The 24,342-nt window shown below is 61.9% G+C and carries 24 protein-coding genes and 1 pseudogene; 11 read left to right on the top strand and 14 right to left on the bottom strand.

The features are described from left to right. Positions 1–369 precede the first annotated feature (369 nt). The 5 genes from QTH91_RS20230 (at position 370) to QTH91_RS20210 (ending at position 4,157) form a co-directional block, all read left to right on the top strand. A complete protein-coding gene (locus QTH91_RS20230) occupies positions 370–537 on the top strand; it encodes a hypothetical protein (RefSeq protein ID WP_286661939.1) in 168 nt (55 codons plus the stop codon). 372 nt (positions 538–909) lie between these two features. Then, positions 910–1,779, top strand: a complete 870-nt coding sequence (locus QTH91_RS20225; RefSeq protein ID WP_286661938.1) for a DUF6502 family protein — start codon at positions 910–912, stop codon at positions 1,777–1,779. Beyond that, complete coding sequence (locus tag QTH91_RS20220) at positions 1,776–2,981, top strand: DUF4382 domain-containing protein (RefSeq protein ID WP_286661937.1); 1,206 nt, start codon at positions 1,776–1,778, stop codon at positions 2,979–2,981. Before QTH91_RS20225 ends, QTH91_RS20220 begins: the two co-directional genes overlap by 4 nt. Positions 2,982–3,017: 36 nt before the next feature. Further along, positions 3,018–3,386: a YXWGXW repeat-containing protein gene (locus tag QTH91_RS20215; RefSeq protein WP_286661936.1), complete on the top strand. Its 369-nt coding sequence runs from the start codon at positions 3,018–3,020 to the stop codon at positions 3,384–3,386. A 69-nt stretch (positions 3,387–3,455) separates the two neighbouring features. Next, entirely contained in the window at positions 3,456–4,157 is a 702-nt protein-coding gene (locus QTH91_RS20210) for a DUF2939 domain-containing protein (protein ID WP_286661935.1), read from the top strand. A 302-nt stretch (positions 4,158–4,459) separates the two neighbouring features. Here QTH91_RS20210 and QTH91_RS20205 read toward each other — a convergent pair whose 3' ends face one another. Next, positions 4,460–5,350, bottom strand: a complete 891-nt coding sequence (locus QTH91_RS20205; RefSeq protein ID WP_286661934.1) for a LysR family transcriptional regulator — start codon at positions 5,348–5,350, stop codon at positions 4,460–4,462. Positions 5,351–5,436: 86 nt separating this feature from the next. Here QTH91_RS20205 and QTH91_RS20200 point away from each other — a divergent pair, with 86 nt between their 5' ends. The 3 genes from QTH91_RS20200 (at position 5,437) to QTH91_RS20190 (ending at position 6,663) form a co-directional block, all read left to right on the top strand. After that, positions 5,437–5,853: a carboxymuconolactone decarboxylase family protein gene (locus QTH91_RS20200; protein WP_286661933.1), complete on the top strand. Its 417-nt coding sequence runs from the start codon at positions 5,437–5,439 to the stop codon at positions 5,851–5,853. A gap of 330 nt (positions 5,854–6,183) precedes the next feature. Then, positions 6,184–6,354 (top strand): hypothetical protein, encoded by a 171-nt coding sequence (locus QTH91_RS20195; protein ID WP_286661932.1) that lies wholly within the window; start codon positions 6,184–6,186, stop codon positions 6,352–6,354. 30 nt (positions 6,355–6,384) lie between these two features. Further along, positions 6,385–6,663, top strand: a complete 279-nt coding sequence (locus tag QTH91_RS20190; RefSeq protein ID WP_286661931.1) for a hypothetical protein — start codon at positions 6,385–6,387, stop codon at positions 6,661–6,663. Positions 6,664–6,757: 94 nt separating this feature from the next. Here the strand turns inward: QTH91_RS20190 and QTH91_RS23105 are convergent, their stop codons facing one another. The 4 genes from QTH91_RS23105 to QTH91_RS20175 form a co-directional block, all read right to left on the bottom strand. Beyond that, positions 6,758–7,087 carry an IS3 family transposase gene (locus QTH91_RS23105; protein WP_368389475.1) on the bottom strand — a complete coding sequence of 110 codons (330 nt, stop codon included), beginning with the start codon at positions 7,085–7,087 and terminating at the stop codon, positions 6,758–6,760. Between the two features lie 160 nt (positions 7,088–7,247). Beyond that, positions 7,248–7,514, bottom strand: coding sequence for a transposase (locus tag QTH91_RS20185; protein ID WP_286661930.1), 267 nt, complete (start codon positions 7,512–7,514; stop codon positions 7,248–7,250). 271 nt (positions 7,515–7,785) lie between these two features. Next, positions 7,786–8,112 (bottom strand): hypothetical protein, encoded by a 327-nt coding sequence (locus tag QTH91_RS20180; RefSeq protein WP_286661929.1) that lies wholly within the window; start codon positions 8,110–8,112, stop codon positions 7,786–7,788. Between the two features lie 134 nt (positions 8,113–8,246). Continuing rightward, on the bottom strand, positions 8,247–8,999 hold the full coding sequence (locus QTH91_RS20175; RefSeq protein ID WP_286661928.1) for a Crp/Fnr family transcriptional regulator: 753 nt from the start codon (positions 8,997–8,999) through the stop codon (positions 8,247–8,249). A gap of 299 nt (positions 9,000–9,298) precedes the next feature. Between QTH91_RS20175 and QTH91_RS20170 the strand changes: the two genes are divergently transcribed. Together QTH91_RS20170 and QTH91_RS20165 are read left to right on the top strand one after the other, a co-directional pair. Beyond that, complete coding sequence (locus QTH91_RS20170) at positions 9,299–11,752, top strand: catalase (RefSeq protein ID WP_286661962.1); 2,454 nt, start codon at positions 9,299–9,301, stop codon at positions 11,750–11,752. A 40-nt stretch (positions 11,753–11,792) separates the two neighbouring features. Continuing rightward, on the top strand, positions 11,793–12,956 hold the full coding sequence (locus QTH91_RS20165) for a zinc-dependent alcohol dehydrogenase (RefSeq protein WP_286661927.1): 1,164 nt from the start codon (positions 11,793–11,795) through the stop codon (positions 12,954–12,956). A 52-nt stretch (positions 12,957–13,008) separates the two neighbouring features. Here the strand turns inward: QTH91_RS20165 and QTH91_RS20160 are convergent, their stop codons facing one another. The 9 genes and pseudogenes from QTH91_RS20160 to QTH91_RS20125 form a co-directional block, all read right to left on the bottom strand. Continuing rightward, the gene (locus QTH91_RS20160; protein WP_286661926.1) at positions 13,009–15,669 is read right to left on the bottom strand and encodes an excinuclease ABC subunit UvrA; all 2,661 of its coding nucleotides are present in this window, start codon (positions 15,667–15,669) and stop codon (positions 13,009–13,011) included. A gap of 1,234 nt (positions 15,670–16,903) precedes the next feature. Continuing rightward, complete coding sequence (locus QTH91_RS20155; RefSeq protein ID WP_286661925.1) at positions 16,904–17,707, bottom strand: CPBP family intramembrane glutamic endopeptidase; 804 nt, start codon at positions 17,705–17,707, stop codon at positions 16,904–16,906. 1 nt (position 17,708) lies between these two features. Next, positions 17,709–18,251 (bottom strand): hypothetical protein, encoded by a 543-nt coding sequence (locus QTH91_RS20150; RefSeq protein ID WP_286661924.1) that lies wholly within the window; start codon positions 18,249–18,251, stop codon positions 17,709–17,711. A 495-nt stretch (positions 18,252–18,746) separates the two neighbouring features. Beyond that, a pseudogene (locus QTH91_RS23100) lies at positions 18,747–19,088 on the bottom strand (tripartite tricarboxylate transporter substrate-binding protein); the annotation flags it as partial. Between the two features lie 22 nt (positions 19,089–19,110). Then, entirely contained in the window at positions 19,111–20,082 is a 972-nt protein-coding gene (locus tag QTH91_RS20145; protein WP_286661923.1) for a Bug family tripartite tricarboxylate transporter substrate binding protein, read from the bottom strand. Between the two features lie 46 nt (positions 20,083–20,128). Further along, complete coding sequence (locus tag QTH91_RS20140; RefSeq protein WP_286661961.1) at positions 20,129–20,632, bottom strand: 2,4'-dihydroxyacetophenone dioxygenase family protein; 504 nt, start codon at positions 20,630–20,632, stop codon at positions 20,129–20,131. 94 nt (positions 20,633–20,726) lie between these two features. Continuing rightward, complete coding sequence (locus QTH91_RS20135; protein ID WP_286661922.1) at positions 20,727–21,437, bottom strand: SDR family NAD(P)-dependent oxidoreductase; 711 nt, start codon at positions 21,435–21,437, stop codon at positions 20,727–20,729. 11 nt (positions 21,438–21,448) lie between these two features. Then, positions 21,449–22,390: a TauD/TfdA dioxygenase family protein gene (locus tag QTH91_RS20130; protein WP_286661921.1), complete on the bottom strand. Its 942-nt coding sequence runs from the start codon at positions 22,388–22,390 to the stop codon at positions 21,449–21,451. Between the two features lie 197 nt (positions 22,391–22,587). After that, positions 22,588–23,301 carry a GntR family transcriptional regulator gene (locus QTH91_RS20125; protein WP_286661920.1) on the bottom strand — a complete coding sequence of 238 codons (714 nt, stop codon included), beginning with the start codon at positions 23,299–23,301 and terminating at the stop codon, positions 22,588–22,590. A gap of 165 nt (positions 23,302–23,466) precedes the next feature. Between QTH91_RS20125 and QTH91_RS20120 the strand changes: the two genes are divergently transcribed. After that, entirely contained in the window at positions 23,467–24,207 is a 741-nt protein-coding gene (locus tag QTH91_RS20120; RefSeq protein WP_286661919.1) for a GntR family transcriptional regulator, read from the top strand. The last annotated feature ends 135 nt before the right edge of the window (positions 24,208–24,342 follow it).

Raw genomic sequence — 24,342 nt, 5'->3', positions numbered from 1 at the left:
TTCTTGTCGGTGTAGCAGCGTGAGCCGAAGTTCAGGGCCGTCGACTGAAAGGGCAGGTCAGTGCCCTAAGCGGCCGTACGGCTTTCCGAGCGGCGGTACTCTCCTGCAGCACGCGCCTGCTTGGATGCGGTGCGAAGGCGACTTCAGAGCTTGCCCGGTTCTAAGGGCTTTTGGCCTGACCCGGTTGCTGCTGAGGCGTACTTGGGCTGCCTTGGCAGGGCTGTTGTCTGCTCGGATCATTTTGCTCACGGCGCAGGCTGGACTTCAACCCCGACAAGTCTCGGCAAGACAAGATGAGCAATCTTGAGCGAGAGGCCGACAAGGCGCGCTGGAGGCTGATGGGTACGATACGCGGACAGGCAGAGACGCATGCACGATGCTTTCAGTGCAAATCCGTCGGACGATGCGAATGCTCGCAAAGTGTTTGCAGAGATGGAGGGCACGCGCAAGGCAATGTTCGAACTCAATCTCGCCACCTACAAGCAGGCCTACGAAGTCTTGACGCCCGATCAGCGAAACAAGCTCGCACGCCAGTGAACCAGGCTGGCGCGAAGTGGCACCACCCCTGATTACCAACTGGCTGGTGATCGCCAGACGGTAGTCGCCCCGACTCCCTACGCTTGAGAACGGTTACTTCCCCTGCCCAACGCCCATGCGAACCGACTTATTCGTCGGGCGCTGAATCGAAGGGCGAGGGGCGGGAGGGGCGACGAGGCGAGCGCTTCTCGCGACGCCGTGCTCAATACGGGAAGTTGGTGCGACGCCCAGGCTGGCACGGATGACGGCGAGGAAATTCAGGCCGCCGTTGCCGAGCGCCTGGGTGCGAGCGGAACCCCAGTTCAAATGCCATCCCGGTCACGCTCGCATTTAACAGTATCCGGGCTGCAGATTTTGGGATAAATTTCCCAAATGGAGCAGCTTTTAAAGTCGGCCCGCGCATTGGACGCGGCCGTCCTCAAGGTCATGCGTGCCCTATTTCGGGTGCTCGTGCGCCATTCGATGTCGTACACCGCGTTCGACGAACTGGCTCGTCGCGCGTATGTGGAAGTCGCAATGAAAGACTTCGCCATCGAGGGCAAGAAGCCGACGATTTCGCGGGCGTCGATTCTCTCCGGGCTGACGCGAAAGGAGGTTCGACGCTTGCTCTCGATCCCAGCGGACGGCAATGCCGCCGATGGAGCAGAAGGCGCTGAGCGCTACAACCGCGCAGCACGTGTTATTACCGGTTGGGTTCGCGATGCCGACTTTCTGGACCCGACCGGCGCGCCTCGCGCACTCCCCTTCGAAGGCGCGCAAGGTTTTGCTGAGCTGGTGCGCCGGCACAGCGGAGACATGCCCGCTCGCGCCGTCCTGGACGAGTTGAACCGGGTCGGCGCCGTGCACCTGCATGAGGATCAGCATTTGCAGTTGTCGACGCGGGCCTATGTGCCGATCACGAGCCCTTCCGACAAGCTCGAGATTCTCGGTGTCGACGTCCAACAACTCATTGCGACGATCGACCACAACATCGAGCATGGACCAAGCGATCCTCGCTTTCAGCGCAAGGTCATGTACGAGTCGGTTGCGCAGTCCGACCTGCAGCCTTTTCGGCGGTACAGCGCTACTCACGCTCAGGCGCTGCTCGAGCGTCTCGACCGGTGGCTGAACGCCCGTCACATTGCCGAGACGACCGCCGTGCAGGGTGCGGCCATGGATGCCGGTCCTCGCATGCGTGTTGGTGTGGGCATCTATTACTTTGAGGAGCCGACGACTCCTCCAAACCAAGGGGAACCGAGATGAAGCTTCATAAGCTGCTTGCTGCCGGCGCTGCTTGCGCCTTGCTTTTCCTCAGCGCCTGCGGGGGTGGCGGAGCTGGAGGACCCGGAGGGGGGGGCGGCATCGGAGGTACCGGCGCGAGTGCGAGCAAGGGCACCATGCGCGTTTCAATGACCGATGCGCCTGCCTGCGGCTACGACTCAGTGAACGTGACTGTCAAGGAAGTTCGCGTGCACTTGAGTGCGGATGCAGTGGACGATCGCGGCACTGGATGGGTCGACATTCCGCTCGCGCGGCCGCAACGCGTGGATCTATTGACTTTGACCAATGGAGTGCTCTTCCTGCTTGGCGAAGCCGCATTGCCAGCAGGCCAGTACCAGCAGATGCGCCTCGTGCTCGCAGAAAACACTGTTGCCGATCCCCTGGCTAACTCGGTCAAGCCGACTGGGGGTGCAGAAACGCCGTTGGACACTCCTAGCGGGCAGCAAAGCGGCCTCAAGCTCAACATGAATGTTGACGTGCCGGCTGATAAGTTGGTGGACGTGGTGCTTGACTTCGATGCCTGCAAGTCGGTCGTGAAGCGCGGCAACTCGGGACGCTACAACCTCAAGCCGGTCATCACGGTGTTGCCCGTCGTCAATGCAGGCGGCCAGCGTGTGCAGGGTTGGGTGGACTTGGCAATGGTGGGCACGAACGCGACTGTGTCATTGCAATTTGAGGGTCTGCCGGTGAAGGCTGCAGTGGTAGACGACCAGGGACGATTCGCGCTTTTCCCGGTGCCTGCCGGCACCTACGACCTGGTTGTGACCGCGCCGGGGCGTGTCACGGCGGTTCTGGCCGGCGTCCCGGTGACCAATGCGGGCGTCACCACGATAGGCAGCGAATCGATGCGCATCGACCCGCCTTCGACGCTCGTTCGTCAGGTCGTTGGCGTGGTCAATCCAGTGACCGCCTCGGTACGCGCGATCCAGTACCTTTCCGGGGGGTCGATCATCGAAGTCGGCTCGGCCTCGGTGGATGGTCAGACCGGCAACTTTTCCATGGGACTGCCGATCGGCGCGCCCGTGCGCGCACCCTTCACAACCAACACGGCGCCACCGAATTTCGTGGCCGATCCAGCTGTGGCGGGCCTCTACACCGTGCAAGCGGTCTCGGGTAGCAGCACACAGAACGCCGCGATCAACGCGAACGCCGTAGTGCCGGCATTGACCTTCAACGTTCCTTGAGCGGAACCACCAGCTATTTAAATCCGGAAAGCCAACATGAGAATTGCTTCTTGGGCCGTCGCCGTCGTCATGACACTCCCTCCCTTGGTGTCGCAAGCACAGGTTTCAGTGAACATCAATGTGCCGGGCGTGATCGCGGTCGCGCCCCCTGCCCCGCGATACGAAGCCATTCCCGGGCCGCGTTCCGGCCAGGTCTGGATTCATGGTCACTGGTACTGGGGCAACAACGACTACGTCTGGCGGCCGGGCCGCTGGGAGCCCGCGCGCCCCGATTACGACTACACGCAAGGCCGCTGGGTGCGTGCGGACGGCGGCTACCGCTGGGTCGAAGGTGATTGGAAGCCAAGAGGTGGACATGGAAATGGGCACTGTCCCCCTGGTCAGGCAAAGAAGGGGCGCTGCTGAAGGTGCCTTCAACAAGAGCGTTCCGGCGCTGCCGTTGCGGCGCGCGGTCTGAGAGGAAGGAGGCCTGGGATGAAGAACTTTCGTCGCGATGCTCGATTGAGCACCGTGCGGGATCCGTTCTCGGAAACTCGTCGAGACGCCATCTCCGGCCACGTCTCCTCAAGACAGCCGGGCGAATCCGATTTGAAAGGCTTCGCTGCGCTGGCCGTTGTCATCATGCTGGCGCTTGCCGCTGCGGCCCTGTACTTCGGTCCTTACTGGACCGTCTACCGAATGCGAGCGGCCATCGAGCACGGGGATGCGCAGGCGGTGTCGTCCTACGTTGACTTCCCTGCGTTTCGGGAAAGTCTGAAGGCGCAGATCCTTCTCGTGCACAACCAGGCCGTCGGATCTTCGGCCGCGCAGAGCAATCCGTTCGCCGCTCTTGGCAAAGACGTGGATAGCGCAGCCGACTCGATGGTCGATGCGTTGCTCACGCCGACTGGCGTTATGGCGATGATTCAAGAGGGAAGAGTTAAGGCGCCCGCGCCGCCCTTCATACCTCCGCCGCCGCTTGCCGCTTCGTCAATGGACACGAGTAGCCAACCGTCAAAGGCTCAGACGCAGCCAGTGACGCCCCCTTGGAAACAATCCCCCCGATACAAGGTCGAGTACGCCGACTTTTCGACGGCTCGGCTTCGGCCAGTAGACGGTTCTCCAGGAGCATTCGTCCTGCGGCGACGCAAGCTAGTTCAGTGGCAGTTGGCCGAGATCGAAATACCACTGCCATAGGTGGGGCGAAGCGGGCACCAGCCAGAAGCGGTCGTGGTCCTCGTGCTGGACATTGGCGAGAGGGGAGGTATTAAAAGTGAACAAAGTCAAGCAATCGAACAGGGCGGAAAGCCGGCGTTGTACGTCGTGCCTGCGGACCGCGGGGAATTGCTGGCCGCCGCAGCATCGAGAGCCCACGGGCCGGACGCGAGCCCGGCCACTGCTGCGATTGCGAGGACTACGCGGAAGAAGCGCATTTCCGATTCTCTGCTGTGTTGATTCTGGTGGTGGCGAGCTGCCAAGACAAGGACGCTCCTGGCCGACTACGGCCGTATTCGTGTGCGTGCCACCGCGGTTAGTACGTCGCGCATTCCTTGCCGGTCCCTGCGCGTCGCGAGACCGATACCCACACTAAGTTCTTGGCCTTCGACCAGGGCCCTGTAGACGACGCCCGCGCGCTTCAGCCCAGTGAAAGACTTGGGCAGCAGGGCCACACCGCGTCCGCTGGCCACATCGCCAAGTAGGACGTGATGGTCGGTTGGCTCCTTCAGCTTCGCTGGAGCGAAGTCATGGCGAGAGAACACCTTCTGGCAGTAGTCGTAGAACGCGGGCTGTCTCGCACGCTCGAACCAGAAGACCGATTCGCGCGCAAGGTCTGCCAGACTGACCGCCTTTCGCCTCGCCAGCCGATGTGAGGACTGCATCGCGACCACCATCGGTAGACGGTCGAGTTCCTGGACGTCCAATCCATGAACTTCCGTAGGCAGCGCGACGAAGGCGGCATCGAGCTTGCCGGCGCGAAGCTGGCGTACGAGCCGCGGTGAAGAATCGGACAAGATTGAAACAACCGTCCTGGCGTTTGCCGCTTGCACTCGCTGTTCCAGTCCGCGAAACCAAGTTGGCTCCGCGGCGCTCGTCAGGCCAAGCCGAAGAGTCGCCGGCAACCCCCGAGTCGCGAGCCCCGCTTCGGCCTCGCGGAGCAACTTCTCGATGCTTCGCGCGTAAGGCAGGAGCTTCTGCCCGGCGTCGGTGAGGGTAACTCCCTTCGTGTTGCGGTCGAACAGCCGCGTGCCCAGCCGTTCCTCGAGTTCGCGAATCGCTCGACTCAACGGGGGCTGAGACACGTGCAGCGTCTCAGCCGCCTGGCGGAAGCTCAGCGCGTCTGCGACGGCTAGGAAGAGCGCGAGCGCCCGGGAATCCAGGAGATTTGACATATCAAAAAGGTATCACGAACTTGGTCATTTTCCGCACGGGATGTCGGACCTACATTGACCCCACATCAACTTACCTAGAGGACTTCATGACTCATTTCCGCCATGCAGCAGCGCCCGAAGGACGTTACGAGCGAGGCTCGCGCATGCTGACCACCGTGGACGGCCCAGCGGGTCTGGAAGTGGTAGAAAACTTAGCGAAGTCGTTTCCAGACTTCGCGCGCTATGTGCTCGAGTTCTCATTCGGTGACATCTATGCCCGAGAAAGCCTGGGGTTGCGAGAGCGTGAATTGGCAACGGTCGCAGCGTTGTGCGCAATGGGCAATGCCCAGCCCCAGCTACGTGTGCACGTGCACGCTGCGTTGCACGTCGGCTGCAAGCCAGCTGAGGTAGTCGAAGTCGTGATGCAGATGTCGGTCTACGCGGGATTTCCCGCGGCGCTGAACGGGCTGTCTGTCGTGCGTGAAGTTTTCGCTGAGGCGGGAATTCAGTTACCACTGGCTTGAGGTCGCCTTGTCGGACGGACGACTAGTCTTGTAGACGTGGATAGGACGGTCTCGAACCGGTTGCTGCAGCAGCGCGACTAGCTCAAGCCCAGTTCCACGCATCATCGTACTGGGCACGCGCGGCAGCGATCTACGCATCTGCCGTGGGGGGCGAATGCCCAAGCCTGCGGCGCTGGGCTCGCTTAAGGTTGACTCCGTCCCTTTTCCCAAGGGGTAAGAGGCCTGACCAGTGTTATGCGCCCGCTCAATTGAGCTAGTATCCCGTGACCACGCGAGGAGGAAATGGATTGGCAACCGATCGAGACGGCGCCAAAGAATGGAACCAGCGTCTTGCTCATCAATCGCAACGGCGACATTGCTGCCGGTCTGTGGCTGAGCGACGAGCGTGGCACCGGCTGGTTTCTTTCGGGAGGCAACAAGCCAGCCGCGCTGTTCAACAATCATCGCGGGCCGACGCACTGGACGCGTCTACCCGCAGTGCCTCCTCTCGAAACCGGTTGACATCCAAGCTGTTTCTATTGGAGCAGGATGATGAACACAAACGCTGAGGATTGCGAGCTCGGCACACCCATAAAGAGCTTCTCGCACCGTGGATGGGATGTGCGCATCTATCTTTCCAAGGTTTCTCAGGACACGTATGTCGGGCACGTGGATATTCTTGAAGGCGAAATCAAAAGATGCCGCATCGTTTTGGCCGGTCCCCTGGATGAACTCCAGGCCGTCAGCGCTCTTGAAGCCAAGAGCGCTGACTGGGTCGACGACTGGCTAAGTCGCTCTCACACGGGGGACACTGACTTCAGTACGCTTTAGTCCACAGCGAAACGGACAATTAGCGGTACTTGCCAACAACTGATCCCTCGTTTCAATCAATCGGGCGGGGGAGTCGCTCTGTTTGTGCGTTGAGTCACAGTGGTCTGCTCCTCAGAGGGCGACGAAGACGGCGTGTGGAGTTAACCCGGTTCCGTGGACACATCATTCTTTGTGTTGAAGGAGCCGCTGACGTCCCCCCGGAAACTAGACAGTTCAAAACTGCCATGCTCCAGTGCTGATTCGGGCCGTTCGGGATCGGCGGCTTGCCGCGCAGCAGCGCGAGCCGCTTGCGACGCTTGACCTTCATGCGAAGCTGCAGGCCCTCCAGGCGACAGAGCCGGTACACGCGGTTCTTGCCCACCTGCCAGCCCTCGCGCTTGAGCATCACCAGCACGCGCAGATACCCGAACCGGGGGCGGCTCAGGGCGACGTCCCTGATGCGCTAGCGCAGAGCACTTTGGTCGCGTGCAGTGCTCTTGGCGTACCAGGACGAGCGGTCCAGCAACGCCAGGCCGCACGAACGCTGCACGCGTACCTTGAAGCGCCCTGCATCCAGGCTGCCAGCTCGCGCCGCTTGGCAGCCTTCAGAGCTTTTTTCGTACGATCTCCTGCAGGATCTGGTTGTCCAGCGTCAGGTCGGCCACGATGCGCCGCAAACGCGCGTTCTCATCCTCGAGTTGCTTGAGCTTGCGCAACTCGCACACGCCGAGCTCCGCGTACTTCTTCTTCCACGTACAGAACGTGACTTCAGTGATGCCGATCTGCCGACACACATCCACCACCGGTGTGCCGCTGTCGGCCAGCCGCAGCGCGTAGGTGATCTGCTCCTCGCTGAATCTGGATCTCTTCATCGCTTCTCCTTGCCCCTCTCAGGGCGCTGGAAAGCGACCGTACCTCTGGTTTTGACCTGGATGGGTCTTCCGGGGGGAAGTCAGTCCCCTCATGGCCGGTGACGGCTGTTGGTCGGATTCCGCCTAAGCTCGGCCAGCACCGACACGAACAAAGACCACCTGATCCTTCGCGCTGCGGTGAGCCAATTCTTTCCTTCTTCGAGCCAGCCCTTCCTTTGCGGAGAAGCTGCGCAAAGAGAGTCGGCAGCCGTCCGGACGCCACCGATTCCAGTCAACGCGCATAGTCAATAACTCTCGACCGCGCGCCAGTCTCGGGCACGTCGTGCTCTGAGCGTCCCAGTTGCGAGGCCCAGGAGCGCACTTGCAGTTCGACCGACTTAGGCGTTCTGACATCGGTCGTTTCGTCGGGTTCTCTTGACGTACTTGCCTCGCCACTGGGGCCTCTGGCTTTTTCAGCAACGGCCAACTGCTGGAGACGGTTGATCAGCTCTTGTCGTTTCGACATGATCAAACTCGTTTTGGATTCCCGGAAGTTAGCACTGCGACTCTTGCGGAGGATCCTGCCGGTGATGCTGTTGCGCAATTCGGGCGGCAGCATTAAGACTCTGTGCCGTTCTGATCGCCGCTTCGGGGGTCATGGTCACCGCGACCCCATTCGGTCCGTCTAGGATGACCATCCCGTCTTCGGCCGTTGCGGTTCCGGCGTCATGGCGCGGTTCGAGTGCTTCTTTGCTAGTCATGCGTCTCTCCAGATCGCCCGGCCGCGCGCGCTGCAATTGATGGGGCCAAGTAAAGGTAGGCTGGATCGAAGTACGCTTTTTTCACCAGCTCACTCAGGTTCAGGATCCTCACCCGCGAGCCACGGACGTGACATAACTCCGCCTCTCTCAGCTCTCGAAGAACACGATTGACATGGACATTGGTCAGTCCGCACACCTGCCCGATGTCCGCCTGCGTGATCGGCAGGGAGAACTCGCTTCCGTCTGACGAGCCGATCGCTAGCAGTCTCGCATTCATCTCACACAGGAAGTGCGACACGCGTTCAATGGCGTTGAGGCTGGCGAGGCGGTAGATCCATTGGCGATGCATTGCTGCGTCCAGCAGCGTCAGGAACCAGAGGCGGCGCATGAGTGTGGCGTCATCCTTCTGCAGTCGCTCCAGCGATGCGTGCGTAAAGATCGCCACCTTGACCGGCGTCAATGCGCCCACGTCGTGATCCAGACGCTTCAATGGAAAGGCGTGGAGGTCCACAAAGTCTCCGGGCACGTGGACCGCAACCAGATGACGCCTGCCGTCGGGCGCATCCACATGCCGCGACATCAATCCCTCGATAAGCAAGGTGCTCACATCGACGGGCGGGCCCTGCCTAACAACGAGCTGACCGGCCGCGAAGGTCCGCGTCTGAGAGAGCGCGCATTCCAACGTATCGCGCTCCGCGTCCGAGAGCTCGGTAGTTCGGTTGCGAAGCACTTTCGACGTAAGCATGGTTGGTCCCTCGCTTGGAATGGTGCGCCTGAACTGGGCGCAGCGCATTAACGTGAATCAAAGCGTGGTCCAAATTTTCCGTGCGGCGGCTAAATAGGTCGTGTCCTACGTTCGCGCGCCGTTCGCGCTTCCTAACCTGCCGTTAAGTGAGGGGAGGCGGATAGGGCCCGCACCCCTTAAACGTTGGGTCGGACGCAACAACCCAGATCAACAGATCGCCCTTGATGAGCTTGGCAGTCGAGGCGCTGCCGGTCTCCGTTTTTTCATTGATCTCCCGTTTTCCATTGCAAAGGACACCCATGGTAAAGAAACAAGTTCCCACCGCCGCACAGGCAGAGATCGATGCAGCCCGTGCGGCTGCCAGAAACACCGACAGCGGTCCGGCCACGCCCCCGCCACCCAAAGCTTGGCAAGGCGACCCACCGACGCTGAAGGCCGCGGAGGCGCAGCAGATGGCCTCGGCCATGCCATACAACGCCCTGAAACCGGCCGAACACGGCGAATCCAACGCGCAAAGCACACCGCCTGGAGAAGTTGTTTCCGGGTCGTCGCGTGTGCCCTTGGCTAGCACCTTGTCCGAAGCGAATGAATCGGCGAAGACAGGCGCGGTGGCGCCTGAGGGCGTCAACGCGACGATCAGCCCTCTGGACCGCGTCCGTGTGGACTCCAGCAATCAGGTTTTGACGACGAACCAGGGTGTTCCAATTGCGGACAACCAAAACTCGCTCAAAGCAGGCGCACGAGGCCCCGTCCTGCTAGAGGATTTCATTCTTCGGGAGAAGATCACTCACTTCGATCACGAACGTATTCCTGAACGGATCGTGCATGCACGCGGCTCCGGTGCCCACGGCTTCTTCGAATGCTATGAGCCGCTCACGCAGTACACCAAGGCCGCACCCTTCCAGGAGGCAGGCAAGATCACGCCGACATTTGTCCGCTTCTCCACCGTCGCAGGTGAGCGTGGCTCTAAGGACACCGCACGCGATGTGCGCGGCTTCGCCGTCAAGTTCTACACCGACGAAGGTAACTGGGATTTGGTGGGCAACAACATGCCCGTTTTCTTCATCCAGGATGCCATGAAGTTTCCCGACTTGGTGCATGCGGTCAAGCCAGAGCCGCATCACCAGATGCCGCAGGCGGCCAGCGCGCATGACACCTTCTGGGATTTCGTTTCGTTGATGCCGGAATCGACCCACATGCTCATGTGGCAGATGTCGGATCGCGCCATTCCGCGCAGCTACCGGATGATGCAGGGGTTCGGCGTACACACCTACCGATTGGTCAATGACGCTGGCGAAGCTTGCTTGGTGAAATTCCATTGGCAGCCCAAGCTGGGTACGCATTCGCTGGTGTGGGAGGAGGCGGTAAAGATTTCCGGGGCCGATCCGGATTTCCACCGGCGCGATCTGTGGGAAGCGATCGAGGCCGGCGAATATCCAGAGTGGGAACTGGGCCTGCAGATCTTCACCGAAGACCAGGCCGAGCAGTTCAGCTTCGACATCCTGGACGCCACCAAGATCGTACCGGAGGAGTTGGTGCCGATCCAGATCGTGGGGCGACTGGTGCTCAACCGCAACCCCGACAACTTCTTTGCCGAAACGGAGCAGGTGGCCTTCTGCACGGCTCACGTCGTTCCGGGCATCGACTTCACCAACGACCCGCTGCTGGCCGGACGCATCCACTCCTATGTGGACACCCAGATCAGCCGGCTTGGCGGCCCCAATTTCCACGAGATCCCGATCAATGCGCCGGTGGCGCAGGTGCACAACAATCAGCGCGATGGCATGCATCGACAAGCCATCCACCGTGGGCGTGTCGCTTACGAGCCCAATTCGCTGGGGGGCGGCTGTCCGTTTCAAGCGGGCGCGGCGCAAGGATTCACCAGCGTTGCGCGGCGCCTGGACGCGCAGCAAAGCGCCGACAAGGTACGGATCAAGCCGGAGAAGTTTGCAGACCACTACACGCAGGCGCGTTTGTTCTATGAAAGCCAAAGCGAGGTGGAGCAGGCCCACATCGGCAACGCCTTCCGCTTTGAGTTGTCCAAGGTGACCGTGCCGGCTATTCGCGAGCGCGTGGTCGCCAGCCTGCGCAATGCGGTGCCCGCGTTGGCAGAGCGCCTGGCGCAGGATCTGGGGATGGAGTTACCGCAGGCGCTGCCCAAAGCCCTGGAGAACCCAACGCCTCCCGAGGTCGAAGTGTCCCCAGCTTTGTCATTGATGGCGCGCCCCGGCGACGGCGGCGTCCGCACGCGCAAGGTCGCCGTTCTGATTGGACACGGCGTTGATGGGCCTTCGCTTGGCAAGGTGATCTCGTCGCTTGTCGAGCAGGGCGCTGTCCCGCGCCTGGTAGCTGCACGTCTAGGTACGTACGTGGCGGTCGGTGGCGAAAAGTTCGCAGCGGACGCCACAATGGAAAACTCACCGGGATTCCTGTTCGACGCCCTGGTGCTACCCGATGGCGAGGAGGCCGTCGCAGCGTTGGCTGCTGATGCGCACACTCTGGAGTTTCTGCGAGTGCAGTACTGGCACTGCAAGACGATCCTCGCGTTCGGCGCGTCGCAAGCCTTGCTGGCCGAAGCCCAGATTCCGCTGATGATGGCTGACGGAGAGCCCGACCCGGGACTCATTTTGGCCGACGCCGCGGATGCCGATGAAGCCATCACGGATTTCATCGCAGCGATGGGTCTGCACCGGCACTTTGGCCGAGAGAACGACCCGCCCAGATCCGAGGTTGCCACTACTGCCCAAAGCTAAGTGTTGTGATGTCCAAGTCCAACAGCTCGCAGGAGAAACAATGAAAGCACTGACGTACCAAGGCGCCCGCAATGTGAAGGTGGAGAACGTGCCTGATCCGGTGTTGCTGCAGACAGACGACATCGTGCTGCGCGTCACCGCCACCGCGATCTGCGGCTCCGATCTGCACATCTACCGCGGCAAGATCCCGGACATGAGAGACGGCGACATCCTCGGCCACGAGTTCATGGGCGTGGTTGAGGACGCTGGCTCGGGTGTGACCGCGCTGAAGAAGGGTGACCGAGTCGTCATCCCCTTCGTGATCGCCTGCGGCCAGTGCTTCTATTGCACAAAGTCGCTGTTCGCAGCATGCGAAACAACCAACGACGGGCGCGGCGCCATCCTGAACAAGAAGGTGGCGACGTCCGGCGCTGGCCTGTTCGGCTACAGCCACCTCTACGGTGGCTATCCCGGCGGGCAGGCCGAGTACGTGCGGGTGCCCAAGGCCAATGTGGGCCCTATCAGGGTCCCTGATGCCCTGTCCGACGAGGAAGTGCTTTTCCTGTCCGACATCCTTCCCACCGGCTACCAAGCGGCCGTCAATGCGCAGATCGGGCCCGGATCGAGCGTGGCCATCTTCGGGGCGGGACCGGTGGGTCTCATGAGCGCGCTGTCGGCCCGCTACTTGGGAGCCGAGAAGATCTTCATGGTCGACCACCATCCGTATCGCCTCGCGTTCGCGGCGTCGACCTACGGGGTGATTCCGATCAATTTCGACAGGGACGAGGACCCTGCGGAGACCATCCTGCAGGCCACGCGGAACCACGGCGTGGACGCCTGTATCGATGCGGTAGGCTTCGAGGCAAAAGGCAGCGCGATCGAGACGACCCTCGCGGCGCTGAAGCTTGAAGGTTCGAGTGGCAAGGCGCTGCGCCAGTGCATCGCCGCGACCCGGCGCGGCGGGGTGGTGAGTGTGCCGGGCGTCTACGCGGGCTTCATCCACGGCTTCCTGTTCGGCGACGCCTTCGAGAAAGGCCTGACCTTCAAGATGGGCCAGACTCACGCGCAGCGCTTTATGCCCGAACTGCTCGAGCTGATCGGCGAAGGCAGGATGAACCCAGAGGTGATCATCAGCCACCGCCTTCCTCTGGCCGATGCGCCGCGGGGCTATGAGATCTTCAACGCCAAGCAGGAGGACTGCCGAAAAGTGGTTTTGACGCCTTGATCGGGGGAAGCCGCAAGTGCGCGTGTCCTCAGCAATATGCTTAGCCGCTCGGCTACCCGATGTGCGGTTGAAGGTAGCGCCCCGTCACGCTGTCGGGCGCCTTCGCGATTGCAGCAGGACGGCCGGTGGCGATGATCTGGCCGCCGGCGTCGCCCGCGCCAGGTCCCATATCGATGACCCAGTCGCTTTGAGCGATCACTCTCAGGTCGTGCTCGACCACCAGAACGCTGTTGCCGGCGTTTACCAAGCCCTGAAGTTGCTCAAGGAGCTTGTCTACGTCAGCGGCGTGAAGTCCGTTGGTCGGCTCATCGAGGACATACAACGTGTGGCCCTTAGGTGTGCGCTGCAGTTCAGTAGCTAGCTTGATCCGTTGTGCCTCTCCGCCGGACAATTCGGTCGCAGGCTGTCCTAATCGCAGGTAGCCCAGGCCTATCGCCTGCAGCAGTTCAAGGGGGCGAAGAACGGCAGGTTCGTTGGGGAACACGTTCACCGCTTCCTTGACCGTCAAAGAGAGTACCTGGGCGATGTCAAGCCCGTTCCATCGCACTTTGAGCGTGGCCTCGTTGTACCGGCGCCCGTGGCAGGTAGGGCAAGGCGCATAGACGCTTGGCATGAACAGCATCTCGACACTGACGAAGCCTTCTCCTTCGCAGGTCGCACACCGGCCTTTCGCGACGTTGAAGGAAAACCGTCCGGCATCGTAGTGCCGCGCGCGGGCGGCAGGCGTGCTGGCAAAAAGCAGGCGCACGGCGTCGAACAATCCCGTGTAGGTGGCCAGGTTCGATCGGGGCGTGCGTCCTATCGGCTTCTGGTCGACCTGGACCACCCGGTGAATAAGATCGCCGCCCTCGACGATGTGTCCCGTGCTGCGCACTTGAAAGGCATGATCCTCGTCGGTGGTGTCTTGATCAACTGGGGGCAGCTCGTGACCGAGGTGCGCGCTCAGGAGTTCGACCAACTCCTGGCTGACGAGGCTGGACTTTCCGGAGCCGGAGACGCCTGTCACGCAGGAGAAGACGCCCAGGGGAAAGTCCGCGTCGAGGCGATGCAGATTATTTCTGGTGACCTGCGCCACGCGCAGCCAGCCGATGGGCTCCCGCAGGCCTCGCGCCCGCGCAGGGGCCGAGTGAAACAGATAGCGGGCCGTATGGGATCCGGTTACCCCCCGAAGTCCCTCGGGCGGCCCGCTGTAGAGCACTCTTCCGCCCCAGTCGCCGGCATCGGGCCCGACATCCACGATCCAGTCGGCGCGGCGCATCAAATCCAGATCGTGCTCGACCACGAAAAGGGAGTTGCCGGATTCGCGCAGCCGCTCCAAGGCGCGCAGGAGTGCCTCACCGTCGGCAGGGTGCAAACCCGCGGAAGGCTCGTCGAGCACGTAGACCACACCAAACAGGTTGGACTGGATCTGGGTCGCCAAGCGCAATCGCTGCAGTTCGCCCGGTGACAGCGTGGGAGTGCTGCGATCAAGCGATAGGTAACCCAGGCCCAGATCCACCAGCGACGCGATGCGTTCGAGGATGTCGCGCGAAATCCTCTGCGCCGCAATGCGCTTTCCGTCCGAGAGATTCGGCGTACGCCGAACATCAGGCGCGGCACTGTGACTCGCGCCGCCCGCAGCGATGCGGCGTTGCGCCGCCTTGCGGGTGGCTTGCCGGCTAAGCGTTCCCTTTGACGATTGATCAGCCAGCCGACCCTCTGACGCCGGTTGCAGGATCGCAGCCAGCTCGCTCAGTGGCAGACCCGAGACTTCCCCAATGTCGCGCCCTTCAAAGCGGACGCTCAGCGCTTCTTGCTTAAGCCGCTTCCCCTTGCAGGCCGAACACACCGCGCCGGCCATGAAGCGTGACACGCGGCGCTTCATGGCAGCGCTCTGGGTAGTCGCGAAGGTGTGGAGCACGTAACGACGGGCTCCCATAAAGGTGCCCTGGTAGCTTGGCTCCATCTTGCGGCGCAAAGCTGCGCGCGTTTCCGCAGGGGTGAAGCCAGCGTAGACCGGGACGGTAGGCTGATCTTCTGTGAAGAGGATCCAGTTCCGGTCCTTTTTCGGAAGATCGCGCCATGGCGTATCGACGTTGTAGCCCAGGCTCACGAGAATGTCTCGCAGGTTCTGTCCCTGCCATGCGGGCGGCCAGGATGCGATCGCGCGTTCGCGGATGGTGAGCGAGTCATCCGGCACCATGCTCGCTTCCGTAACCTCGTAGACACGCCCGAGCCCATGGCATGCCGGGCATGCGCCCTGCGGCGTATTTGGCGAGAAGTCCTCGGCAAATAGCATAGGCTGGCGCTGCGGGTAGGTGCCCGCGCGCGAGTAGAGCATCCGCAGGAGGCTGGAGATGGTCGTCAGGCTGCCGACAGAGGAGCGGGCGCCGGGCGAGCCGCGCTGCTGTTTCAGCGCGACTGCCGGGGGGAGGCCTTCGATTGCATCGACGTCCGGCACCCCGACTTGGTCGATCAATCGTCGCGCGTACGGTGAAACCGATTCAAAATACCTGCGTTGAGCCTCAGCGTACAAGGTGCCGAAGGCGAGCGACGATTTACCGGAACCTGAAACGCCGCTAAACACGACCAGGGCCTCGCGCGGGATGTGTACGGAGACATCCTTGAGGTTATGCTCACGCGCTCCGCGTACAACGATATAGCGGGATCGGCCTTGTGCGCTGCTTGCGACGGGCACTGAAGCGGATTGCCGAGACGCGTCTGGCGTGGCCATCAGTGGCACTCCATGCGTGGCTTCCCGCCGGGCGGGATCGACCCAAAGCCGTTCAGTTGCCGGAGATACTCGGAGGAGGCTGCCCCGAACACACGCGAGGCTGATTGGCGAGTTTGCGACGCCACGCGGCCTCTCCTGGCCCCAATGGAACCGCTGAGCCACACGCTCAGGACCGGCTTTCTTTTGTGCCGCAGGTTGGGCATGCTGGTTCGGGCTCCGTTTTGTCGCCGCGACGCACAAGTTACTTCGTTCGTCACCGGCAAGGGCGCAGATCGGAACGGTAACGCGCGAGTCACGGTGACGGTTGTCAGTTGGATTTAAGGATTGGGACTGACGGTGCTGTACAAGGTAGCCGCTCTTTGAGAACAAAGCATGGCGTGCTGCGCTTTGCGCGTCGGTAGGAAGCGTTCCAGCCTCGGCGCCGGATTCGGGCCCGACCCGCAATCCCTGATTCGTGCCCGCTCCTCCGCTGCCGCAGCAACGACTCAAGCAGGGGCGAATGCGCTCTAAAGGCGGCCCTGCACATGGGAGATTCAACAAACGCGGACCCTGGTTGCGGTCCGAGCTACGAGCGAATCGCGTTCCGCGAGCCTCAGGGTGTAGACACACCGTACTTTGATCTTCTTGCAGCTCTTGCCGGCTGAAACCAGGACGGCTCTGCAGCGTGAGTCGACCTTCAGCGGTACCTGTCTTGTCGACCGCTTCCGACCGATCTGCGGCCATTGCCTACGCTAAAGGTCGCCGGCGCAGGGAGTACGCGGACATGCCGAGCGGGGCCTCCCGTCGCTGCTCAGCCGGCCTCAGACTTTTGGCGGACCGTATCCCAACTTTTCGTTGGCCAAGTGAATCACATCGCTGGTGAGCAACCGATCGATCATCCCTTGCACCTTCTGCGAGAACCGCGCGGGGCCGAATTTCGTCTGGATGGGGTGCCTACTGGGCAATGGCAGTGACATCAAGGGGCGCTGAATCGCTCCGCAGAAGTCCGTTGACCCGGTCCGTTGACCCAGGGCCGTGTGGATGAGCATCCGGCGCAAAGCAGCGCGAGGGCCATGGCGGCAAGGACTTGCACTGTGGGCTTGCGAATCGCTTCGAGTGCATTGAAAGCGGTGGGAATAGGTGATCCGGAGAAATCAAGGGCTTGGCACACGAGGAGCGCCTACGCCGCATGGTCTCGGACCCAACTGCGCTCAGATCGCTTTCGCCGAGCACGGGCCCATACAGCAAATGGGCGCTAACGCAGTGCCGCCAATATCAGGAGCCCCCCGAATAATGTCCAGTCATTGATGATGTGCGCGCCAGTGGACACCCAAATGTTCTTCGTCTTGATGTAGGCAAGGCTGAGCACCAACCGGGCGCTTCCAATCACGACGAAACACTGCATAAGATTCCAGCCATAGGTAGGCAGATGAATCGCAGCAAACCATGCGGACGAAACCAACCAGGCGCCCAGGATCGATTGCCGTCGAGAGAGTTTGAGCTTTGCAGACAGCAGGTAAAGCGTTGCGAGAAACGGGAGAATGGTGACCACCTCCTCGCCGAAGAGTTGTGGCGCGGTGCGCACGAAAAAAAGGCTCCGGTCAATCGTTGACATATTGACAAGACCGGCGACGGCTGCATTCGCATTCATCGTTCCCGCGGTGCCGAGAGTCAGCGCGACGAGAAAAGTCACGGCAATGTTGAGCATGGCGATCAGGAACATCCACATCACGTCGCGCCAGCCGACGCGACGGAAGATGGCATGCCAGTGAGCAGGGGCCACGATCACCAGACCCACCAATGGCACGACCGGGAACAGGATAGCGGCGAGGTAAGGCGCCGCGGCCCCGGTCGGCGCAAGCAGTTGCGTGGTGAGAAACGCAAAGCCCAACACCACCATGCCCATCACGAACCACCACTGCAGCCCCCTAATGAGCGTTGGATGCGCGTTGTAGAAGGGGAAGTCGTCTCCGGGGTACTCCAGCCAGCTGACACGTTCATGCGGCTTGAGTCGTGGCTCCAGAGCGCCGAGATCGGTGGATCGCAGCGGTAAAGTCACGCTATCGCCCGCCTTCTTTGCCCGTGTACATCGCGCGCTCAACTCGCCCTTGTCTATCGACCAAGCAAGACCACGGCGCATTAGCTCCCGGCACGCTCACCGTCACACCGGTGCCAGCCTCAGCCGTCATGACGTCGATGACCTTCAAATTGTTGCGTGCGACATTCGTGCTTTTGGCAACTGCTGCGAGACATGCATTTTCAGCGTTGGGTTTGCTGTTACGCGCCGTCGCTGGTGCCGGCCCGGTGCTGGCTGAGCTTGCGACGTGGCAAATCCCGTTGGCCCGCTTTGGTCCGGTGTAGGACACCGTGGGCGTCCCATCCGGATTGATGCTAATACTTAGCGTGACGCCAGCACCACTAGCCTCGTAGTAGTTGTCATTGAAGCGCTTTAGCTTGGTCTCTTTGCCGTTGATGAAAACGGGGCCGCCTTCGTCTGCATGAACATCGAGATTTCCCGGGCATGTGTAGTTCAGCATCGGGATGGCGGCAGAGGAGGTGCCAGCGGCGGCAAGTAGGCACATCGCAATCGCAAGCTTGCACATGACTGTTGCCTTATTGGTCTTGAAGAGATTCGACGCACCGACGCCTTGCGCCCTTGAACGCCATCGCAGCCGCGCAGAAGCGTCCAGGGGCCGTGGCAATTGTCATGGAATAGCAGAACCCGAAACACCTGCAATTTCATCCAGCCCAGCCCAGCGCGTCGGTCATGATTCGGCATACTCAGTACAGCAAATGGTTGTCCAACGGCGCTCACGCGAGCCGTGCTGCAAGATGCGGATTGCCGCAGCAGCGCGCATGTAGACACGCACTCGCGTGAACCCGACTTCGACCGCCCAAGATTGACGTAGTGGGCATTTCGTCTGGAATCGATAGCGAACCAGTCTCAACGCTTCGACGGATCGAACGGCTGCAACCAGTCTGAATCCGAAGTTCGGCTTCCGGCCGAAGTGCAGCGGTCGCCGACCTTAGGGCTATGCTTGCATCCGGCCGCTGTCGCCGCCGGAAACGGCCGGCCGCGAGCATAGCTCGAATGTTGGCTACCTCCACGACGGCGTCGCTGAGCTTCTGCAGCGGCGGATGGGGGGCGGCCGGCGCGAAGACTCTAGCCAGGTAACGAACCCGGTCATCGCAGGCATGCCCAACTCGGTAAAGGTGGGCGCGTCGGGAAGCGTGCGGCTTCTTCGGGTGCCGCCGACGGCAAGCGCATTAACGCGGCCGGCATTGATCATTCCGTTCGCCAAGCCCGGGTCGCTGACCATGGCAGAGACCTGGCCTGATACGACGTCCTGCGCGACCGGTGCCGACCCCTTGTAGGGGATATCCTCCATCGACAGGGTAACCAGCTTACTGAAATAGGCGCCGGCCAGGTGCGAATCCGAGCCCGCGCCGAACGTCTAGGGCTCAGTTGGTCACGATCTTGAGACGAGGGATCATGTCTTTGAAGACCTTGCTGTCGCGCGCCATCACAGCCTTAAAGCCCTCGTCGTCGGCATAGACGTAGCCAAGGTTCAGTTTCTTCAATGCGTTTTGGAGTTCCGGTTCTTTCGCGATCTCCGCAACCGAGATCCTCAGCATCTTCACGACCTCCGGGGGCAGGCCTTTTGGCCCCATGATTCCGCGCCAGGTTCCGATCGAAAGGTCGACGTTCTTTTCCTTCATTGTGGGAACGTCCTTGAACTCCTCGAGGCGCTTGTCCGCCATCACGGCCAGGACGCGAAGCTTGCCTGCGGCCACGTGGGCGGCCACCTCGCCGGGGCTGGCCGTCACCGCATCGAGCTGACTGCTCAGCAGCGCGAGGACTGAAGGCGCGGCGCCTTGGTACGGGATACGGTTGAATTGCAACTGGGTCTTCTCTTCGAAGGCAGCAGCGGCGATGTCGTAGATCGAACCGTTGCCGGAGGTGCCCATGACCATCTTGCCGGGCTCCTTGCGTGCCGCGGCGATGAAGTCATCGATGGTCTTGTAGGGCGAGTCGGCCCGCACGATGATCGACGCCGGATCGGCGTTCAGCTGTGCGATCGGCGTGACGTCGGCGTAGGTGCGATTGAAGAGGTTGAGGTGCGGCAGGATTACCATCTCGACCGTGACGACACCTAGCGTGTAGCCATCGGGCTTGGCGTTCATCATGTAGTTCCACCCGATGCCACCACTCGCGCCGGACTTATTGATGACAACGACACCCTTCGGAAAGTGCTTTTGCGCCGCGGCGCCAAATGCGCGCGCCACTGCATCAGTTCCGCCGCCCGGCTGGAAGGGAACGACCAGTTCGATTGGGCGGCTCGGATAGTCATCTGCGAGCGCGAGCCCTGGGGCGAGCGAGGCGGCGGCGAGCACCGTGAAGGAGATGAGGGTGCGGCGGTGAAATTGAATCATGGACTTGTCTCGGTAGTTATTGGAAGCTTGAAGATCTTGATCGCGTTCAGCGAATGAACTGGTCGACGTACTCGGCGCCCAAGCCAGAGGCCGTGTAGTGGGCGCGGCACATGTCGATCTTGGTGAAGACGTCTTCGTAGCCGGTTTGGTGGCCGAAGGGATCCACATAAATCATGGCGCCGGTGATGTGGAACAGCGTGATCATCTCGGGCACGTTCTCAGGCACGACCAGCGTGTGCGTCTCCCCAGGCGGCTCGAAGACATACGAGCCTTCCTTCGCCTTCCAGTCGTGCTCCAGGTAGTGCCACGCTCCGCGCAACACCACACCATGCACCGGCGCCGGATGGCGATGCCGGCTTAGCACGCCGGATTTGCGCACACGCAAGAGGTTGACCCAGTAGCCCTGCACGGTGTTGAGGCACAGCGGGCGGAACCAGACGTTCTCCATCTGCGGCACCCACACGCGCTCGTCTTCCGGGACGACGGCGTCGACAACGATCTCGTTCGCGACGCCTTGCGGGAACGGGAGCTGGTAGGGCATGCGGGACATATCGAGTCCGCCGGCGCGCGAGGGCGCAGAGTCGGCCGGAATCGGTGCCCCAGGAAGGGCCGAAGTGTTCATAGTGGGTTTTCGTTGATGGAAATCAGGCGGCGAGATAGCCGCCATCGACGGGAAGCACAGTGCCCGTGACAAAGCCAGCAGCGTTCGAGCACAGAAACATCACCGGACCGGCAATGTCCTCGGGCCGGCCCCATCGGCCCATGGGCGTGCGAGACAGCACCGCAGCACTGCGCGCGGCGTCGTCCTGCAGCCCCTGGGTCAGCGGCGTGGCGATCCATCCGGGTGCGACCGCGTTGACACGGACGCCCTGGGCGGCCCAGGCGATTGCCAGGCTCCTGGTCAGCTGCGCGATGCCGCCCTTGCTTGCGCTGTATGCAGGCACCAGCCCACCGCCGAAGAAGCTGAGCATCGAGGCGATGTTGACCAGGCTTCCGCCACTTGCAGCCAATCGCTGCCGCGCCGCGGCGGCCACTCGCATCGCGCCGTTCAGGTTAATGTCGATCACTTGCCGGAACACCTCGGGGTCATGCTCCTCGCCACGGCGGATGACGCCGGCGGCGTTGATCACGATGTCCAGGGTCGGGCAGTTTTCGAGCACGCGGTCGATCGAGCCGGCGTCTGTCACGTCCATCGCCTCGAACGCGATCCCGGATGCACCGGGGGGCTCCTTGCCGATCACGCCAGCGGCGGTCACTGCACAGCCTGCATCCCGCAGGGCCTCGGCAATCGCGAGTCCGATACCGCTCGTGCCGCCGGAGACGAGCGCGGCCTTGCCGCCGAAATCAAAGAGCATCGCGCGGCTCCTCATTTCACGGACGGGCACTTGGCCCGCGCCACCACTTCCTGAGAGTACGGGCCGAGTACGGGCCCCTCGCCCGCCAACGTGGTGCGTCGGAAGACACGCCGGTAGCGCCCCATGTCGTAGACCTCGGCCTTGTGCAGCGTGGTCCGGTTGTCCCAGACGACCAGGTCGCCTTTTTTCCACTTGTGGAAGTAGCAGAACTCGGGTCGCGAGACGTGCTCAACCAGTTGGCGATGCAGGGCCTGGCCTTCCTCCAATGGCATGCCGCTGATCTCGTTGCCCGCGTTGGCGGTCATGAAAAGCGAGCGACGACCATCCGGATGAACGCGCACCAGCGGATGGCTGACCGGGGGCACGGCGTTCTTCTCGAAGTTCGAGAGCGGCGGCAGCGAAGCGAACATCCGGCGGCCGTGCTCATACGAATGGACCATGTGCAGCGGCTCGATCCTGGACTTCAAATCGTCCGGGAGCGCTTCGTAGGCCAGCACCATATTGGAGAAGCCCGTGCGTCCTCCGACGGCATCGTCGGGCATCACTTCGATGCCATACAACAGCGAGGCGTATGCGGGCACATAGCGATAGGAGCTGTCGGTATGCCACAGCGCATTGACCTTCTGGAAGATCACGCGATGATCGGTCTCGGGAAGATGCTCGCCCTGTGCCGACACATTGGCCACGTTGTAGACGGTCGACGCGGAGACAGTCTTGTTCTCCTCCGGAAAATCTTCCAGCAAACCCCACTGCTCGGTGAAGGCAATCTGCTGCTGCTCAGTGAGCTTCTGGTCCCGAAAGCACAGCACTCCATAGTTATCGAGTGCACCGCGAAATGCCCGGATCTGCTCGGGATGCATGGGCAGGGAAAGGTCGATCCCTGTGATTTCGGCGCCCAGCGCCGGGTTGAGCCTCGTGACCACGGGTTGCTCGACGATTTCAGCTTGTTCCATATTTCCTCAGGGTGGACGGTGGACGGAGTACCCGCCTGCTGCCTTAAAGATCAAGTCATCGCAGGGGCAGGTGAATTCTGGCATGCTACTGGCATGCCAGTCATATGCCAACAGGTTTGCCCACAAATTCCAGTTGGCAAGCTCGTAAACCCGAGCCCGGCGCCTAAGCCGGCGGCACGCAAGGCCCCGGTCGAAATTCAGGGGTGTGGCAACGTCTGTCTGGCGAATTCCACTAGGTGGTCGATCAGGCGATCGGAAGCCTGCGCCGCCCGGGCGGCGTCGCCTTCAGCAACAGCCCGAACGACTTCGACGTGGAATCGGGCCGTGACCGGCAGATGGCGCGGCGCATCAAGGTGGAAGAACCAGAAACGCCTGGATATCGAATGCAGCCTCGCGACGGTCTCGGCCGCGACGGTGTTGCGGGCCGCTCGCGCAAGCAGCAGGTTGAGTTGAGCGTCGAGGCGCAGGAACTCCTTGATATCCAGAGCCACTGCCGCTTGTTCGGTCGGCGCCAGCAGGGACTGGATCGCCGCCCTGTCCGCGCTGCTGCCGCGGCTTGCGGCCGCTCCGGCGAGAAGACGATCCAACTCGCGTCGCGTTTCGAGAATCTCAAACTGCAAGCGGACATCGACAGGTGTCACCACCACGCCGCGCCTGGGCATGATCTGCACCAGATACTCGCGCGAAAGCCGATGCAGCGCTTCGCGAATCGGCGTGGTGCCGATATCGATCTGTCGGCTCAGGATAGCCTCCGACACAACGGAACCGGGGGCCAGTTCCAGCGTGACGATCATCTCCTCCAGTCTTCGATACGCTTCGCTTGTCAGGGTGTTCTGCGCTCCGTCGCTGGAAGGGCTGACCACCGTGCTGCCTGGATTCATCACGCTGTCCGCCGCGCTCGCCTTCTTCATTTCCGCCTTTTGCTCGTGCCTAAGATACGGCCGCATCGTGCGGCCGACCAAGCCGGCGACTATAGCGATGGCAAGGTCGCGTCCGCCCGCTCGCGCGCACCGGGGCAAAATCGCCGCCAGTCCGGCGCCGCCCTTCGGAGCCGGCAAACCAGAGGCGTGGCAGGTATGAAGAAGACGGCGACAGTCGACACTGATGTCATGAAGTCTGCGGTGGTCGCGCAGCGGCGGGGGACGGAGCAGGACGGTGCCGCCGCGACAACGCTCATGCAAGACGCGTATCGGCAGCTGGAGGAGATGATCGTCACAGCGCAGCTCGCGCCGGGCGAGGTGGTGTCAGAAGCGATCCTGAGCCGCCGCATCGGAATCGGAACAACGCCCACCCGCGAAGCGTTGCATCGGCTTTCGCGCGAGTATCTGGTGCAGATCATGCCCAGGCGCGGCGTGGTGGTGACCCCGGTGGATGTGGGCCTGCAGTTTCAGGTGCTCGAGACCCGGCGCGAAGTCGATCGGCTCATCGCACGGTCTGCGGCCCAACGTGCAACCGCAGCAGAGCGACAGTCCATCGCAGCGCTGGCGAAAGCCATCGAGGATACCGTGGCGCACTCGGATGTGCGGGCCTTCCTGAGGCTCGATGCGCAGCGCAGCCGCTGCGTGGCCTCCAGTGCGCGCAACTCGGTCGCTGCAGACATCGCCACGACACTTCATTCGGTCTCGCGCCGATTCTGGTTTTGTCATCTTCGTGACGATCAACAGCTGCTCGATACAGCGCGCTTACATCTGGCGGTGGCCAAGGCCGTAGTACTGGGCGATGCAGAGGCGGCCGGCGAGGCCTCCGACGAACTGATCGACTACATGCTTGCGTTCGCCAAGGCCACGCTTCCCGGCGCGTCGAACCCGGGCCGTTAGTTCGAGGCACCCCCCGCCCCTCTGTTCGTGAAGGCGCTCGTCCGAACGCAGACGAGCGACCAAGGGTTTGCCCCCAAATGCCTGGCATACCAGTCGTGTTTCAATAATGTTCCACGAGAACAATCGCATCGCAAA

Source organism: Variovorax dokdonensis (genome assembly GCF_030316895.1).
Taxonomy (GTDB): Bacteria; Pseudomonadota; Gammaproteobacteria; order Burkholderiales; family Burkholderiaceae_C; genus Variovorax; species Variovorax dokdonensis.
This window is presented reverse-complemented; position numbering and strand designations above follow the sequence as displayed.